The organism is Burkholderia sp. HAN2018, assembly GCF_024704855.1.
In the GTDB taxonomy this organism is placed as follows: Bacteria; Pseudomonadota; Gammaproteobacteria; order Burkholderiales; family Burkholderiaceae; genus Burkholderia; species Burkholderia cepacia.
This window is the reverse complement of sequence record NZ_QOBB01000179.1, coordinates 1-15,627: the sequence shown is the minus strand read 5'-3', so window position 1 is coordinate 15,627 and position 15,627 is coordinate 1. Positions and strand designations below refer to the sequence as shown.

The following is a 15,627-nucleotide window of genomic DNA, read 5'->3' as shown; positions in this document are numbered from 1 at the left end:
GTTCCTTGACTGCCATACCGGCTTCGGCTTCCTTCAGAAACCCGATGATTTGCTGTTCCGTAAAGCGCTTCTTCATGTTCGTCTTCTTCTCCGAAAACGAACTTTACTAGACTCCAGCTGGCCCTGTTTGCAGGGGGCAGGTCACAACAAGGCCGAATGTAGAGCTGCAGCCCATCCTGTTTTTCGAAGACTCGAAAGTCCGGCGCAAAGGGGGGCGTTCATGTAGACGACTTTATTGACAGTCTCACCAAAATAATGTCGTCAATTCGCATATGTCCGGATTAAATTTGTCAACTCCCGTCATAGACTTCGAAGCCCGACCGTAAGGCTCTGATCTTATGGACGATTCCCGGCACGCGATGCGGCCGGTTACGACGCCGCGCCCGCGCGGTGCACCCCGGCTGGACGCCTTCAGCCTCAAACTCAATCGCCGACTGACGCTGTTCCAACGCGGCGCGCCTGAACTGTGGCTGCTGATCGAAGCGGATCCGGCGGTCCAATCGTTTTGCGAGCGGCCGGGTTACGCGCAGCTCAGCGGACAGCGCTACCTCGCCGATTTTTGGGTCCGCTATGCCAACCGCGAAGAGTTGGTCATCCTGTCCGATTCGCTAGCGGAAAAGCCGCAACCAGCTGCGCGCCCTGATGACGAACTCAAGGGCATACCCATCCGTTTGGTGACATCAACCGACCTCGCGGCCGCGCGCGCCTAGATCGATAATTGGCGGCACATGTTGCCCTGTCTGGTCGCGGCGCGCGGGTTGGTCTCGTCTTCGCTCCTACGCGCAGTCGAAATTTTCGTGACGATACCGCATACCTTGCTCGAGATCGAGCGCGAGTTCTCGGTCGGCGATCCGGCGCTGGTCCGTGCGGCGGTTTTCGGGCTCTTGCATGCAGGGCACGTCGACGCGGTTGACCTGCGTACCGAGCCGCTGTCGTTGCTGACGCGCTTCGCCGCAACCGAGGCGACATGATGGCACGTCGCAAGGCGGAATTTCAAACGCTGGATCCGTCGACCTGGCCGACCGTCGCGTGGACCGAGTTCGATGCTGCCGAACGGGAATCGATCCGGGCGCGTACGACAGCGATCGAGCAGTATGCGCGCGGCGCGCCGATCAAGGAGATCGAGCAGAGCACGGGCGTCAACCGACGACAACTTTATCGCCTGCTCGAGCGCGCACTCACAGCACATCCAGACGGGCGCCTCTGCGGCTTTCGCGCGCTGATCTTGCACTCACGCGTTGCCGATTACGTCCGCTTGAGTCCGGTGAAACTGAACGGCGAACGCGGAAGCCGCGGCGCCGTCGGCGCGTTGTCGCAACTGCTTGAGCGTTTCCCGGTGCTCGCGGCGTGGCTGCGGTTGCAAATCAAGCAGCACTGCGTCGCGTTGATCGAGATCCGTACCGGCGGAGAATTGCGCACACGCCTACGCGGCCTGCAAGGACTGCATGCGGGCTTTCTGCAGCAATGTCGTCAGTGCGGCCTCGTGGCTGTCGACTATCCGTTCAATACGGCGAGCCACGCGATCCGCTCGCTCTCGGCCCGCGTGAAAAGCGAACTGCTGAGCGGATTCGGCACCGCTGCGCGTGCCGCCGGCGCGACGCATCTGAAAGGCCTGCCGCGCAGCGATGATTTCGCTGCGCCCGTCGCGACACGCCCCTACCAGGTCGTTGAATTCGACGGACACCGGCTCGATATCCGTCTCAAGGTCGTGATGCTCGATCCGCTCGGTTTTACGCACGAGTTCGAAATCGAACGCGTCTGGTTGCTGGTGATCATTGACGTTTGCACACGCGCGGTGCTCGGGCATCACCTCGTCCTGGCGCGCGAATACAGTCGCTACGACGTCATCAAAGTGATCGAAGCAGTACTCGAGCCGCATCGGGCCCGGTCCTTCACGATTCCCGAACTCGGCCACGGTCCCATGGATGGCTACCCGTCTCAACGCATGCCGGAGCTCGCCTACGTGACTTGGGAGCACATCAAGCTCGACAACGCGAAGGCGAATCTCGCGACCGAGACACTGGCCGCCTTATGCGAGTTCGTTGGCTGTCAGGTCGCGGCCGGACCGAAGCACAGTCCGGATCAGCGCCCTTACATCGAGCGGTTCTTCGGCACGATCGCCAGTCGGTTGTCCTCGCGTTTGCCGGGCTACACTGGCAGCCATCCTCGGGATCTGCGTCGCGCGTTGTCGGACCCAAAGGGCAATCTGCGCCTGTTCGTGTCCTTCGACGAGCTCGAAGAGTTGGTTGAATATGCGATTGGGAGTTACAACGGCGCGCCGCACACTGGACTCAACAACGTCACGCCGCTCGAGGCAATGGAATCCTTCGTCCGTGGCAAACACACGCTCGTGAACTGGTTGCCGGAGCCCCGCCGTCGCACGCTGTGGCTGATGCAGTCGGCGAAGCGCTGTCGTGTCCACGCCTATCTGAATCAGGGTACCCGACCGCATATCAACCTCTACGGTGTGCGGTATTCGAGTTCCGTACTGGCTTGCAGCACTGGGCTCATCGGTAAGCAGCTGCTCGTCTACCTGAATGCGGACGACTTGCGGAGTGTCCGCGCGTTCCTGCTCGACGGCACCGAATTAGGTGTCCTCGACGCGCAAGGTGCGTGGCACGTCGTGCCGCACAACCTGACCTTGCGACAGGAGATTCGCAAGGCCCAAAGCCGCAAGCGTCTGCGGGCATCACTGGATGCCAGCGGGATCGAGAAGTACATCCGCGCCAAGCTCGAGCAAGCGGGGAAAACCCGCCGAGCCGCGTCCGATTTGGCGCAAGCAGCTCGCATTCTGGCGGCCGCGCCGCTCGTTCGGACGCCGCCGGGACCGGTGTCGACATCGATCTCCACGTCGATCGCCGTAGCGTACCCGGCTACCAGTGTAGTGCGGCCCGAAGTCCCAGAGGTACGTGCGCATCCGCGCAAGCTGAAGATCGGCACTGGTCAGGTAGGTTGATCCAACGTTTCCGAGAGGAGAACACAATGTCAGTCGAGGTTCCACGTCCCATCGATCCGGCGTTGCATCCCTTGGCGACCGGCAATTACCGGATCGCTACGCCGGCCATCGAGGCATTCTACGATCTTGTCACGAAATGTTTGCGTTATCGCATCATGGGCGCACTTATCTATGGACCGCCGCGCATTGGCAAGACCCGTGCAATCGAATATCTGCGATTGCTGCTGGCCCGAGATCTGCCGAAAATCACCAGCTACTACGCGCCGTGCGAACACAAGCCGCGACACGCCGAAGGTCCATTCTTCGTGAACCTGCTCGAGGCGCTCGGAGACCATAACCCAAACGCAGGCGTCGGTTCGGCCAAACGCATGCGTTTGACGTTGTGCATTCGCGAAGCGGCCGCCCGGGCCGGCAGCGGTACTGTGCTGCTGTTTTGCGACGAGGCGCAGAGATACAACGAAAACGAGTACGAATGGTTGCGTGACGTTCACGATGCGCTCGATCGCCATCAAATCAAGTTGTTCACGTTTCTCGTTGGCCAACAGGAACTGCTGTCCCAGAAGACGGCCATGCAGATTGCTGGCAAGACGCAGATCGTCGCACGCCTTATGGTGGAGGATCTGTCGTCTTACGGGATTCGCAACGTCGACGATGTCGCGACTTGTCTGAACGGTTACGACCAGACTGCGTATCCGGAGACGAGCGACTGGAGTTTTACGCGATTCTATTTGCCGCAGGCTTTCGACGCCGGGTATCGCTTGCTCGACGACGCGGGTGAACTCTGGCGGGCGTTTGAGGCAGCCCACCACAAGGCCAGTCTCCCGGGCCGTCTCGAGATTCCGATGGAGTCGTTCGCACGTGCAGTCGAAATCGTTTTGAAGGAGAGCGAATTAATGGATGTGCCGGGTTACTGTCCCGAGCCGACCTTGTGGACGCACGCGGCGCGTCAATGTGGTTACATTCAGTCTCGCCATGCGACCGGCCACGTTCTCGCCACCGCGTAGCGGAGCGTTGCTTCAGCCGCCGCGCCTGCCGATTCTGACGCTCGACGAACAAAAGCTTACACCGTCGATAGGTTACGTATTCAACAAGCGCTGGCTGGATCCCTGCGAATCACTCGTATTGATTTTGTGGAAGTTCGAGAAGGTAAATGCATCGCCTGGGAATATTGTGGCACGGGCGATGGGTCCCGCCATCGATCCGTACGAGGGCGTAATACCGCAACTGGAGGGCGTCAGCGTTGCGCGACTACACAGCGTCCTCGGCATTCCTTATGCGTCCCTCGAGATCGGGCTCCTGCACCCGAGTCAGCGGCGCCAGTACAGCTCACTTTTTCGTCACTGTCGCAGCTGCATTGCGCGCGGCTACCATAGCGTGGTGCACCAGATGCTGAAATTCAACACCTGTCCGGCGCATTATCGGCAGTTGGAAACCGCGTGCCGCCGCTGCGGTTATGAGGCCCCTACGTCGTGAATGTTCGCCTGCTCGAGTCGCCGTATCGATGCGCGATCTGTGGTGGCAGTTACGGAGGCGGCGATTGGTCGCCAGACAGGGCTCGCCCGATGAAGTCAGAGTACCGTAAGAGGTTGACGCGACGCTATTACGAACGTCACCTGGGATAGGACGCAGATCCGAAAGTTGCGCGCGCGATCAACGATCATCTGATCAAACCCGAGGGCTGTACATTGCGTGACAGCGACAGCCGGCGCTGTGGGGAATTGACGCCGGTCTTCGCGACACCACGCGCGGTGACGAATTTATTTCGCGCTATGCAAGCCTATGATTCCTTGGAAATTCCCCGATTCCGCGTCGTTGTCAACCTCTGAAGTGACATTTTTACTTCGCAAACGTTGACAACTTTGCTTCGGTCTACGGCTCGCGCTCGACGCGCCGGGCCGTTTCATCGCGCTGGTGGGCGGGCTGGCGTGGCTCAACTTTGATCTCGGCTGGAAGCTGCAGCAGTGGCCGACCACACACGACACGTTTGGTGTGGTGCTCGCGCATCTGCTGGCCAGCGCCGGGACGCTGATCGCATGCAGCGCTGGGGTCGGCGCTGCCGTGCGGCGCTTCTCGTGGCTGCGAACGGCGGGGATCTGACATGACCCTGCCGTAGAGCAAAATAATTCCGTCACTCAGGAATTCCCATGGATCAAGGCCTCCGGGCTGCGAATTGACGACTTTATTGACGGCCTCATCAAAAGAATGTCGTCAATTCGCCGACGTCCGCATTAAATTTGTCAATTCGCGCCGTGGAGCAAGGGTTCCGGCGGTAACGTCCTGATTTCTGGGCCGATTCCCTGCCCACCGCGCGGCCGGCCGAAGCGCTGAGTTCAGACAGGACGCTCTCTGTCCCAAGCTCGGTCACCTATGCTGGAAAAGCGGTGATGGGGGATATTCGAGGTCAACTGCGTCCGCCTGCTCCCGGCCAATTTCGTCCGACCGAGAACATTGGACCGGATCACCTCTCGGGATCGGCCCACCTTTGCACGCTCACCTGTGCCAGCGACTCGAATATAGCTGGCGTGCGTTCCAGGCGGGCGATCGTCCGCGCGCCTTCGAGCGCGGCTACCAATGCGGCTGCGGTAGAGGACGCGTGCGTGGGAGCGAAATCGCACCCCATGAAATGCTCCGCAATGATCTCGGTCGACTCGACAAATCCGCGCGCTACCCGTTTGGTCAGCTCGGCGTCGAGCGCGGGCAGCTCATTCGCCAGATTTTGCATCAGACATCCGTACTGGAAATCAGAGGCGACCATTTCGGCCGCGAATGCCTTGAAAATCTGATGAACAAAATCCAGAGCATCACCCGTCGTATTCGACGAGATCTCCCGCAATACAGCAATTCGATTCGCAATGTAATCATCGATTGCTTCTTCTGCGAGTTGTGCCTTGCCGCGTGGAAAGTGAAAGTAGAACGATCCTTTTGGCGCACCGCTTTCTTCAAGGATCTGGGTCAATCCCGTCGCAGTGTAGCCCTGGATGCGAAACAGTCGTTGGGCGGTGGCAATCGCGCGAGCGCGGGCGTCAGTCTTACGTGGCATGCGGCGAACATAGCACGTTTCGCTTGATAATACTATGGCAATTGGCATAGTATGGTGATCGCCATACCAGGAGCCCGGCTATGCCCCTCGACCCGATCGCAAGTCAGGAAGGTTCGTTCCGTGATACGCAGCCTGCCCGGATGGCGGCAGGAATAGCTGAAACCGAAGGTGAAGCGTGCGGGTTTCCTCGCTCACCGTATGCAGCGCGCCTTCTTGTTGGGGCTGATCGCCCTCGATTGCCCGGCAACTGCGCGGATTGTTCGTCGCGTGCGTTTTCGCTGAAGCTGAATACAGCGCTTGCACGGGGACGTGGCGTACCGTCATGAGTCGCCCACTTCGCTTCAGGCCATCGGCGTCGCGCCGAGCCTTTCTGGCGATGGGCGCGGTCAGCCTGTTTGCCTCGTTGATTCGACCCGCCCGCGCAAACCCCATGGGAGGAATTGACTTGTCCACATCAACATATGGCGATGGAACGCTTCCGAAGAGGGTCCGCTCGCGCATGATCCACGGGGTCAACGGCCTCGATGTCCATATTCTCGAGGCGGGCTACGAGAACCCCGGCCGGCCGCTCGCACTGCTTCTGCACGGTTTTCCCGATTTGGCTTACGGGTGGCGACACCTGATCCCGATTCTGGCTGACGCCGGCTACCACGTCGTGGCACCCGACCAGCGGGGTTTTGGACGCACCACCGGTTGGATGAACAACTATGAGGCCCCGCTAGCGCCCTTCAGCTTTTTGAACATGACGCGTGACGCGCTCGGATTGGTTCTGGCGTTGGGGCATCGGCGTACGGCAATGCTTGTCGGGCACGACCTCGGCTCGCCCGTCGCGGCCTATTGTGCGCTAGCCCGACCTGACGTCTTCCCCTCGGTGGTGCTGATGAGCGCACCGTTCCCCGGCCCACCGACGCTTCCGTTCAACATTGCGGAAAGCGACACATCGCCGGTTCAACCGAACACGGGCAATCAAAAGTTGGCGGCTGCGCTGGCGGCGCTCGACCCGCCGAGAGCGTATTACCAGCAATACCTGAGCACACGGGAGGCGAACCATGACATGTGGCACCCCCCTCAAGGCTTGCATGCGTTTCTACGTGCATTTTTCTACGTCAAGAGCGCCGACTGGCCGGGAAACAAGCCGCATCCGTTGAAGGCGCCAACTGCCGCAGAGCTCGCGCAAATGCCCACCTATTACGTCATGGATCTCGGCAAGACGATGCCCGAGACCGTCGCTCCATTCCAACCTTCTGCCGCCGAGGTCCTGGCCAGCAAATGGCTCACCGAGTCGGAACTTCGGGTGTACACGGAGGAGTATGACCGCACGGGGTTTCAAGGCGCCCTGCAGGCTTATCGCGTCTTTTCCGATCCTGACCTGAACGCCGAGTTGCGCTTGTTTTCGGGCAAGACGATCGATGTCCCGTCGCTCTTCATTGGCGGCAAGCGCGATTGGGGTACGTATTCGGCGCCGGGCGCGCTCGATCTGATGAGGACGAAGGCGACGACGAAAATGGGAGGCATCGAGCTGATCGACGGCGCTGGTCACTGGATCCAGCAGGAGCAGCCGGTGCGGCTCGGCGAGCTCCTGGTCGCCTTCACCAGGGAGGTGGTTGGGGCGGATCACTCCGGCAGTTAGGTCGGGGAATGGCTATCGTTGCGCTTGAAAATATCGCCCGGGTTCCCCAACGAACAATACGTGAAGTTGGCGGTCTGCATGGACTATCGCGGCGCACCTCCAGTCAGAGGGTGCAGCAGGCCGGGAAGCGGAGGATCCCTCGGCGTGGAGATCGAGGTGCGTCGAGTGGGTGCGTGATGCACTCGGTGCTGGCTCATCGGCATGACAGACGTCATCGGGTTAGTCGAAATGCGCATATCTATTGCCGTCGGAAATTCGGTTGGGTACGTTGTCCGTACGGATTTCAAATCACAGTGCGTTGGCGACAAATAGCGATTTCGGATCCGGAGGAACGCCGAATGGGCAGCCGGGCGCGCTATCCGAACGCCGATCCCAGATTGTGTGGGAGGACTCCGAGGCGACAAGGCGGGCATGTACGCTCGAAATAACATCGGGATGCAATGAATCAAATGGAGATCGTGATGACGACGTCGGCAAATATGCAAGTTGCAACGGAGCGGGAAGCGAACGATGCGGATCATGAAGGCGTCGACGCTTTCGATGACAAAAGCGTGCGAGAGGTGCTTCGCGGTCGACTCAATCATGTCAAGAAGAGGGCGACGGAAGCGCAGGTGATTGTCGTCGAGAAGGGAAAGAGGACCGCTCGTATCGCGGACGAGTACGTGCACGATCGCCCCTGGACAACGGCGGCAACTGCGCTCGGAGTGGGTGTGTTGATCGGGTTGCTGATCGGCCGGCGATGAGCGTAAGCGCGCCGGCCCGGCTGGCGCGTTGAGTCGGACCTCTTTCGGAACGCTGACCTATTTACCAAAATAGTGCAGGGCAATTGCGCCTCCGGTGCAGGTTCCCCGACGCGCGGACTCTTATATGGCAAGGGTTCTTCCCTAGGATGACAGATTGTCATTGCTCGCGGAAGGCGCTTCAAAACGCTACCTCGGCGGTGCCCTTCGCTGGCCGGCCAACAGCGACGGGATTCGTCCGCTCGTACGCAGCAATGTTGCGTGTCGGCGGCGGCACAAGCTGCAGCACATCGCTCGTATAGTTCCATTCTTCCTTCATTCGTCATTCTCATTTGTGATGCCGCGTTCTTCAGCTGATGGTCCGAACAGCTGGTGGCTAGCCGGCGACACGCCGCCCACGCAGGCCAAGACAACTGAGCGGGTTCGTGTCGTTCCGCCGTATCGATGGCAAACGACAGAAATCGGCCAATTCTCGACAGATCCAACATGAGTCACCCTTCTCGACGCAACCGGCGACCACTCACGAAATCCATGCTGCTTCCGCTGCCTTCGGTAGACGTGCGACGTTTATCGCTGAGATTTCACCTTGCGCTTGCGGCAATGAGTTCAGGTCACGGAAGCGGTGACCAGTTCATGACATTGCTCGGTACCATCTACATCGCATTCTTCTTGCGTGATATCGAGGTCGGCGATGTCGATCGAGGCTTATACAAGCGTGCCGAAGAGGCGCTGGAGCAATGCATGCAACGCGTCGAGCAAGGGCAGCCATGGATGCTCTTGGCCGATGAGCGGGTAGCAATCGAGGAAATGGTGACGTTCCACGACACACAATTATTGATCGCCCCTGCGCATCGCTATGCCGATGCCTGGGAGCGCGTGCGCTGTGTCGTCGAGCAGGGACGCCCGTCACCGATACCGGTGTGAACACGCTGACATGGACGTCGGCACAAGCAGTTTTTCGCCCCTGGCTTCGAGAACATTCTTCAGCGGCAAATGCCGATCTCTTCCGAATAGTCGCGTGTACCAGGCGGGCGGCGCGTCGGCAAGCCATCTCTGCACCCATGTAGCAATGGAAGCCACTGGCGTGTATTGGAAACCCGTCTGGCACGTACTCGAGGATTCTTTCGAGTTGGTGCTTGGTAATGCCGCACACATCCGGAACGTGCCTGGCCGCAAAACGGATGTCAACGATGCGATGTGGATCGCGGACCTGCTCGCACACGGGTTGATCCGCTCGAGCTTCGTGCCACCTGCCGCGATTCAGGAGTTGCGCGATCTGACACGCACGCGTAAGCAACTGGCCCGCGAAATCGCCCAGCATTGTCTGCGCATCCAGAAGGTGCTTGAGGACGCCAACCTCAAACTCGCCAGCGTACTGTCCGACGTGCTTGGCGACAGCGGGCGGGCTATGCTCAAGGCCATCGTCTCGGGCGAGGATGACCCGGTGCGATTGGCCTCGCTGGCTCAGGGCCACGCCCGCAGAAAGACCAGTGAACTGCGCGAAGCGCTGAGCGGCCGTGTCACCGCCCATCACCGCGCCATGCTCGGACTGCATCTGCAAGTCATCGACGCACTTGAACGCGCGCTGGCAGACTTGGATGCCGCAGTGGGGCTGGCGTTGACGCCGATCCGGCAGCACGTCCAACTGCTCAGGACCATTCCTGGGGTTGGGGATTTGACTGCTCGGGTCTTGGTAGCCGAGATCGGCGTCGACATGACGCGCTTCCCCAATCCCGCCCATTTGATATCGTGGGCCGGCTTGTGCCCGCGTAATGACGAAAGTGCGGGCAAACGCCGTAGCACTCGTGTCCGCAAGAGCGGTACGTGGTTAAAGACTGCACTGGTCACGGCTGCATGGGCAGCAGTTCGCACAAAAAACACCTATCTGCACGCCCAGTTCTTGCGAATCAAAGCGCGGCGCGGTGCTAAAAAAGCGATCGTCGCTGTTGCGGCGTCCATGCTCACTGCCGCGTGGCACATGCTTCGCAACGGCGTGGAATACAAGGACCTCGGCCCTGATTACTTCAATCGACACGACATGCAGGGGACTGTTAAACGGTTGCTCAAAAGACTGACGGATCTCGGGTATCCCATTCAACCCGCGTCTCCATCGTAAGGGCTTCTTACCAGAAATGGTATGGACGCCTTCCTCCCACATCGTGAGGCGCAGGCCTTCGACATGAGCGGGCGCATAGCGCAAGATCGCATGGATCTTCACGGCGAAGCGGAGGCTAGCGATGAATCTGACACCAGTTGGAATCGACATTGCAAAGACTGTTTTCCAGGTGCATTACGTAGACCATGACACTGGCGAGGTTGTGAACAAGCCAATCAGACGCGCTGCGCTTCTCGAACATTTCGCGAACTGGCCCCCTTGCCTTATCGGAATGGAAGCGTGCGGCGGAGCGCATCACTGGGCACGCAAGCTGGTGCAGATGGGGCATCAGGTCAAGCTGATGCCAGGGGAATTCGTGAAGGCGTTCAACATCCGCAACAAGAACGACGCGGCGGATGCCCGAGCGATCTGGCTTGCTGTAGGCGTTCATTATTAGCGCTAGCCGTGTTCAGAAACGTTGCTAGCGGAAATTCTCAAAGAAGCCTCGGCGAACGGGGACTTTTTGAAGTTTTCTGGCGGCTGCTTAGTCGTTGCGTTTCTGCAACAGAAACTTGGCCAATGTTCACTAACGTTGCTAGCACGTTGCACGTGTTCTTTAATACTGCTAGCGCACGTGTCGCGTGGATTGATAGGGATCCATATGGCTTCAATCGAAGAGCGGGCCGCTCGAGCAGCGAAGATTGCGTCCGTGCTTCGACCGCTTGGCAACGGCGTGCTTTCCCGACAGCAGGCTGAACGAGCAGCACAGCTATTAGGCGTTCACTGCACCACCGTATATCGCCTGCGTCGACGTTTCCTCGCAGATCCGGTCGCCAGCACATTAGAGCCAAGGCAGCCGGGTAGGGCGACCGGGGGCAGACTGGACGCCGCCGTCGAATGCGTCATCGACGAGGCCGTGCACGAATGGCTCCCTGATCAGCGACACCTTGCGCATCCTGCAACTGATCTTGTACTTGAGGTGAAACGTCGCTGCAGCGTTGCAGGTCTATCGCCTCCACGCAGGTCAACAATTGCTCGACGGTGGCTCTCCTATCGCGAGCAGGATGCTTTGGCACGAGCTGTGCTCCCGAACGCTGCAGTTGCCCCTGGCACATTCCAGGTCCGACATCCGTTAGATATCGTGCAGGTTGATCACACGCAAGCGGGCATCCTGCTCGTTAGCGAACTGGATGGACAGATTATCGGTCGACCGTGGCTGTCTGTGGCTCTCGACGTTGCTACGAGATGTGTGCTTGGCTTTTATGTCGCAATGGAGAGGCCGGGGGCTGCGACGGTAAGCTTGCTCCTCTCGCGCGTAGTTCTGCGGAAAGAGCCGTGGCTCGAAAGACTAGGCGTCGAGGCTGACTGGCCGATGCGCGGTATCCCTCGAACGCTGCATCTTGATAACGCGGCCGAATTCAAAAGCCGTGCCCTTCGCAGTGGATGCCGCGAGTACGGTATTGAACTGATGTACCGACCGGTGGGCAAGCCGCACTTTGGTGGCCACATCGAGCGATTGAACAGGACCTTGATGGAGCGCGTGCATGTGGTCTGCGCACGCTACAGCAATTGCGTCATTCCGCCGCCTGCCGGTCAAGTTGCGGTTGCGGTCAACATCACCGCCAGCACGCAGCCCGGACAATATATGTACGTGACAGGCAGTGCCGACGCACTCGGCAACTGGAACACGAACCTTGGAGTGCCCGTTGACCCGTCGCGCTATCGAGTCTGGAGCAATATCGTCAACCTACGCGGAAACACGCCGATTCTGTACAAATACTATCTAAAGAACGGCGATGGCAGCGTGACGTGGGAAAACCTTCCAGGCAGTCGCAACCGCGTGCTGACGACGCCTAAGGCAGGCGCCGTGACGTTGAACGACAAGGTCAACTGGTGATCGTCGTGGTGCCCGTGCGCCAATACGGGGCAGGCGCCAATTCACTCTTGTCGGAGAATCGCCACTGCGACGGTTGCCATGAACTTGAATCGAGAGTTAAATCTGGAATTAATTTCCGACTAAATTTCCGGCTAGAACTTATGGCGGCATTTATTTCCGGGCTCGACGCGTCCGGCACAACACCAGAGCTGCCACGAGGCGGCGGTGCGAGTCGCCGGCGAATCAATATTTGAACGATAAATCCAATTGCAATTTCCAAATCAATTCAATTGTTTGACACAAAATTAGAGGTATGATTCTATTCGTCAAACAGACTTGAACCATCCGACATTCAATCTGCTCGCGAAAGGATATCGAAACGACGTCCCTTCCGAGCGCCATCCGATTCATACAACAACAGTCGATTCCGACGAGGAACAGAGAGGCGACACAGGGCCGCTGTTCGGGCATGCCCCACTCCGGACAGCGCGGCCACGGCTCGCAATATCTCGATGCGCGGCCTGTGCCACAGCGTGATTGGAAATCGTCGTATACATGATTTGGAGAACGTATGATTCGCACTTCGAAGAAAGCCATTGCGGTTGCTGTCGGACTTATTGCATCGGCTACTGCCTCCGCAGGAGATGCAACTGCACCGATATTTGTATCAAACGCCATGCTGGACAAGCATGTGATTTATCAGGATTTCGCCTTCTATCAGCCTTACGACGGAACCGTCTACAAGACGCTTGCACGGCAAGCACCGGAACTCCGTAATCTCGGCATCACGGACGTCTGGTTTGCGCCGCCGTATCGCGCGTTGAACGACGGGCGATTCAGTGAAGGATACGCAGTGATCGACCGCTACGATCTTGGCGAATTCCCGCAGGGGCGCGGCAACGCCATCGCGACGAAATATGGAACCGGCGCCCAACTTCGTGAGGCGATCGAAAGCATGCACCGGCAGCGCATCAATGCAATAGCCGACATCGTCCCGAACCAGATGTTCTTCTCGCAACGCGAAGTGGCGAGCGTGACGGCAGTCGACATTTTTGGAAATCCGACCAATCCGTCCGCCAGCAATGTGTTGTACCCGGGGTATTCGAAGGGCGGCGGTCTTGGTCAGAAGCAATACGGCGTGATCAAGCAGTGGCAGGCGAAGTATGAAAACGGCACGTCGCCGCAGGCACTCGGCATCGATCGCATCATGGTCGACGGCGCCGGCGCGCCGTACCGCTACTACGGGCCAGGCGATGCACGAAACCATCTTCCGGCATGGCTCGAGGCGACCGATGCGGCACGTGTCGGCGCGCTCAACACGATCGATACCTACCTGTCGGTCGATGGTAGTTACGCTGCACAAAGCGCTGCCACGGCCATCCCGGTATATCGACCGTATCTGCTTTACTATGTCGACCCGCGTCGCGACGCGACAGTTCAGCCCTACCTTACTTACATGCGCGCACACGGCTTCCCGGGCAACAGCGATGATGCGGTGCGCCAGAGCATCATCAATGGCAATACCGATGCCGTGACAAAGGCGACCAACGATTACCTTGCGCTGCAGCCGGGCTATTCGGCATCATCGGAAGCGGGTGCAGCGGCATTCCGCTTCAACAAGCCAAGTAACGCGGACGTCAACAAGAACGTCCTCCAATATGAATTCCTGCTCGGTTCCGACATCGACAACAGCAACGCCACCGTGCAGAACGAGACGCTGAACTGGCAGCGGTTCCTGCTCGACAAGTATGGTTTTGACGGGTTCCGATTCGATGCAGCCGGCCACTACAACACGGACATCCTGAGGCAGTCGGCGCAATTGATGTCGGGGCGCTACGGCCACGACATGAACAATCACTTGAGCGTGATCGAGTCGTACGTCGATCCGCAGATCGCGTTCGAAAACAGCAATGGGAACGGCCAGCTGGCCTACGACGGTACGCTGTATTCCACGATGTACAACACCCTGGAACAGGCGAACCCGGGGGGGGCGCTCAGCGATATCTTCGCGAAGTCGATCGTCGGGCAGGCCCGCTTCGGTGCCGGCAGGGCCATTCCGAACTGGTCGTTCGTCACGAACCACGACCAGGAGCACAACGTGATCGCGAAGATCCCGGTGCCGCCGACGCAGAAGGCCGGGTACACGCCGGACGCGGCAATTCAGCTCGCACAAATGTCGATCTACGACAACGATCGAAAGCAGGCTGTCAAGCAATACGCCCCCTATAACGTGCCCTCCGCCTATGCCGTGCTTCTGACGAACAAGGACACGGTGCCTACCGTCTTCTACGGCGACCTCTATGAGAGCGACAAGGCATACGTGTCGACGAAGACGCCGTATTACGACGCGATCACGCGACTGCTCAAGATCCGCCAGAAATTCGTGGCGGGCGCGCAGGTGTTGACGTATTACAAGACGAACACATCGCCGTCCGTAGCCGGACAAGATCTGCTCGCAAGTGTACGCGTGGGGACGGATCGAGGAACAGGCGTCGCAACCGTGATCGGCAACAATCCGGCGACGGATGCAACGATTCGCGTCGACATGGGTCTGCAGCATGCCAACCAGACCTTCACCAACATGTTCGGACAGTGGCCTGAACGCCTCCAGACCGATGGACGCGGCGTGCTCACCGTACATGTCACAGGATCCTCGACACCGCAAGTGCACGGCTATCTCGGCGTCTGGGTGCCGACTTCCGAGGGGGAGGGTTCGATGATGGGTTACGCAAGCTGATAGGCGTGGTTCAATGACGAGCCGGGACTCGATCTGAAAGGTAGTCGGACCGACAGAGAACGACTCATCGATGGGGGATGAGTTTCTCCTTGGCGAGTTCGAGCGAATCGAGGAAAGTACGCATCGGCGTCTTGCCGTAACACCAGCGTCCCTGATGCTCTCGTTCATCGTTGTACTGGTCGTGCCATGCATCAAGGTCTGTCTGCAAGGTGGCGATCGAATCATAGATCTTCTTGCGGAAGGCGATGCGATAGAACTCGTTGAGCATGGTCTTGTGCAGCCGTTCGACGATCCCGTTGGTTTGCGCCGACCGGGCGTTTGTGCGGGTAGAGGGTCGGCCAGGGTTCGCGAATATGCGACGTTTCACATATTCACGAACCCTGGCCGACCCTCTCCAACGTCTTCGCGATAACGGTGACCTGCGGTGGAATTTTGTAGCCAGTCAGGCAGTGAGTCTCGCGTCGATATTATCGGAATCCAGCCAGGCTCGACGGACCGTGGCGGGAGGTTGATAGCGATGTGCGCTATGGGGCCGGCGCTCGTTGTAGAACTG

At 59.1% G+C, this 15,627-nt stretch carries 11 protein-coding genes and 5 pseudogenes; 13 read left to right on the top strand and 3 right to left on the bottom strand.

All coding sequences use genetic code 11. The features are described 5' to 3' along the window. Nucleotides 1-338: 338 nt before the first annotated feature. The 6 genes and pseudogenes from DPV74_RS42010 (at nucleotide 339) to DPV74_RS30950 (ending at nucleotide 5,053) form a co-directional block, all read left to right on the top strand. Nucleotides 339-710 (top strand): hypothetical protein, encoded by a 372-nt coding sequence (locus DPV74_RS42010; protein WP_308356655.1) that lies wholly within the window; start codon nucleotides 339-341, stop codon nucleotides 708-710. Between the two features lie 105 nt (nucleotides 711-815). After that, nucleotides 816-971 (top strand): hypothetical protein, encoded by a 156-nt coding sequence (locus DPV74_RS42005; protein WP_308356653.1) that lies wholly within the window; start codon nucleotides 816-818, stop codon nucleotides 969-971. Further along, the gene (locus DPV74_RS30965) at nucleotides 971-2,956 is read left to right on the top strand and encodes a transposase (RefSeq protein WP_240440041.1); all 1,986 of its coding nucleotides are present in this window, start codon (nucleotides 971-973) and stop codon (nucleotides 2,954-2,956) included. The genes DPV74_RS42005 and DPV74_RS30965 overlap by 1 nt, the downstream gene beginning before the upstream one ends. Before the next feature lie 26 nt (nucleotides 2,957-2,982). After that, a complete protein-coding gene (locus DPV74_RS30960; RefSeq protein WP_119338565.1) occupies nucleotides 2,983-3,960 on the top strand; it encodes an ATP-binding protein in 978 nt (325 codons plus the stop codon). Continuing rightward, nucleotides 3,929-4,578 (top strand): annotated as a pseudogene (locus DPV74_RS30955) (hypothetical protein). Before DPV74_RS30960 ends, DPV74_RS30955 begins: the two are co-directional and overlap by 32 nt. 289 nt (nucleotides 4,579-4,867) lie before the next feature. Continuing rightward, on the top strand, nucleotides 4,868-5,053 hold the full coding sequence (locus tag DPV74_RS30950; protein WP_091925895.1) for a hypothetical protein: 186 nt from the start codon (nucleotides 4,868-4,870) through the stop codon (nucleotides 5,051-5,053). Between the two features lie 361 nt (nucleotides 5,054-5,414). Here DPV74_RS30950 and DPV74_RS30945 read toward each other — a convergent pair whose 3' ends face one another. Then, a complete protein-coding gene (locus DPV74_RS30945; RefSeq protein ID WP_205571959.1) occupies nucleotides 5,415-6,044 on the bottom strand; it encodes a TetR/AcrR family transcriptional regulator in 630 nt (209 codons plus the stop codon). Between the two features lie 451 nt (nucleotides 6,045-6,495). On the opposite strand from DPV74_RS30945, the gene DPV74_RS30940 reads away from it, so the two are divergent. Together DPV74_RS30940 and DPV74_RS42000 are read left to right on the top strand one after the other, a co-directional pair. Then, nucleotides 6,496-7,626, top strand: a complete 1,131-nt coding sequence (locus DPV74_RS30940) for an alpha/beta fold hydrolase (RefSeq protein ID WP_091925899.1) — start codon at nucleotides 6,496-6,498, stop codon at nucleotides 7,624-7,626. 449 nt (nucleotides 7,627-8,075) lie between these two features. After that, nucleotides 8,076-8,369 carry a DUF883 domain-containing protein gene (locus DPV74_RS42000; protein ID WP_308356650.1) on the top strand — a complete coding sequence of 98 codons (294 nt, stop codon included), beginning with the start codon at nucleotides 8,076-8,078 and terminating at the stop codon, nucleotides 8,367-8,369. Between the two features lie 178 nt (nucleotides 8,370-8,547). On the opposite strand, the gene DPV74_RS30930 is transcribed toward DPV74_RS42000, so the two are convergent. Further along, a complete protein-coding gene (locus tag DPV74_RS30930) occupies nucleotides 8,548-8,685 on the bottom strand; it encodes a hypothetical protein (protein ID WP_162923180.1) in 138 nt (45 codons plus the stop codon). Between the two features lie 212 nt (nucleotides 8,686-8,897). Between DPV74_RS30930 and DPV74_RS30925 the strand changes: the two genes are divergently transcribed. The 5 genes and pseudogenes from DPV74_RS30925 to DPV74_RS30900 all read left to right on the top strand — a co-directional run bounded on the left by DPV74_RS30925 (nucleotide 8,898) and on the right by DPV74_RS30900 (nucleotide 15,074). Beyond that, the gene (locus DPV74_RS30925; protein WP_240440040.1) at nucleotides 8,898-9,290 is read left to right on the top strand and encodes a hypothetical protein; all 393 of its coding nucleotides are present in this window, start codon (nucleotides 8,898-8,900) and stop codon (nucleotides 9,288-9,290) included. Nucleotides 9,291-9,408: 118 nt separating this feature from the next. After that, a pseudogene (locus DPV74_RS30920) lies at nucleotides 9,409-10,482 on the top strand (IS110 family transposase); the annotation flags it as partial. 121 nt (nucleotides 10,483-10,603) lie between these two features. Then, nucleotides 10,604-10,903 (top strand): annotated as a pseudogene (locus DPV74_RS30915) (transposase); the annotation flags it as partial. 1,104 nt (nucleotides 10,904-12,007) lie between these two features. Beyond that, nucleotides 12,008-12,358: pseudogene (locus DPV74_RS42180) on the top strand (carbohydrate-binding module family 20 domain-containing protein); the annotation flags it as partial. A gap of 550 nt (nucleotides 12,359-12,908) precedes the next feature. Beyond that, complete coding sequence (locus tag DPV74_RS30900; protein WP_119338563.1) at nucleotides 12,909-15,074, top strand: glycoside hydrolase family 70 protein; 2,166 nt, start codon at nucleotides 12,909-12,911, stop codon at nucleotides 15,072-15,074. Nucleotides 15,075-15,138: 64 nt separating this feature from the next. Here the strand turns inward: DPV74_RS30900 and DPV74_RS30895 are convergent. Beyond that, a pseudogene (locus DPV74_RS30895) lies at nucleotides 15,139-15,402 on the bottom strand (integrase core domain-containing protein); the annotation flags it as partial. Nucleotides 15,403-15,627 lie beyond the last annotated feature (225 nt).

Excerpts from the sequence above, each read along its gene's own strand:
- DPV74_RS42010 (WP_308356655.1), top strand. The coding sequence starts at position 339 with ATGGACGATTCCCGGCACGCGATGCGGCCGGTTACGACGCCGCGCCCG.
- DPV74_RS30965 (WP_240440041.1), top strand. The coding sequence starts at position 971 with ATGGCACGTCGCAAGGCGGAATTTCAAACGCTGGATCCGTCGACCTGG.
- DPV74_RS30960 (WP_119338565.1), top strand. The coding sequence starts at position 2,983 with ATGTCAGTCGAGGTTCCACGTCCCATCGATCCGGCGTTGCATCCCTTG.
- DPV74_RS30945 (WP_205571959.1), bottom strand. The coding sequence starts at position 6,044 with ATGCCAATTGCCATAGTATTATCAAGCGAAACGTGCTATGTTCGCCGC.
- DPV74_RS30940 (WP_091925899.1), top strand. The coding sequence starts at position 6,496 with ATGATCCACGGGGTCAACGGCCTCGATGTCCATATTCTCGAGGCGGGC.
- DPV74_RS42000 (WP_308356650.1), top strand. The coding sequence starts at position 8,076 with ATGGAGATCGTGATGACGACGTCGGCAAATATGCAAGTTGCAACGGAG.
- DPV74_RS30930 (WP_162923180.1), bottom strand. The coding sequence starts at position 8,685 with ATGAAGGAAGAATGGAACTATACGAGCGATGTGCTGCAGCTTGTGCCG.
- DPV74_RS30925 (WP_240440040.1), top strand. The coding sequence starts at position 8,898 with ATGCTGCTTCCGCTGCCTTCGGTAGACGTGCGACGTTTATCGCTGAGA.
- DPV74_RS30900 (WP_119338563.1), top strand. The coding sequence starts at position 12,909 with ATGATTCGCACTTCGAAGAAAGCCATTGCGGTTGCTGTCGGACTTATT.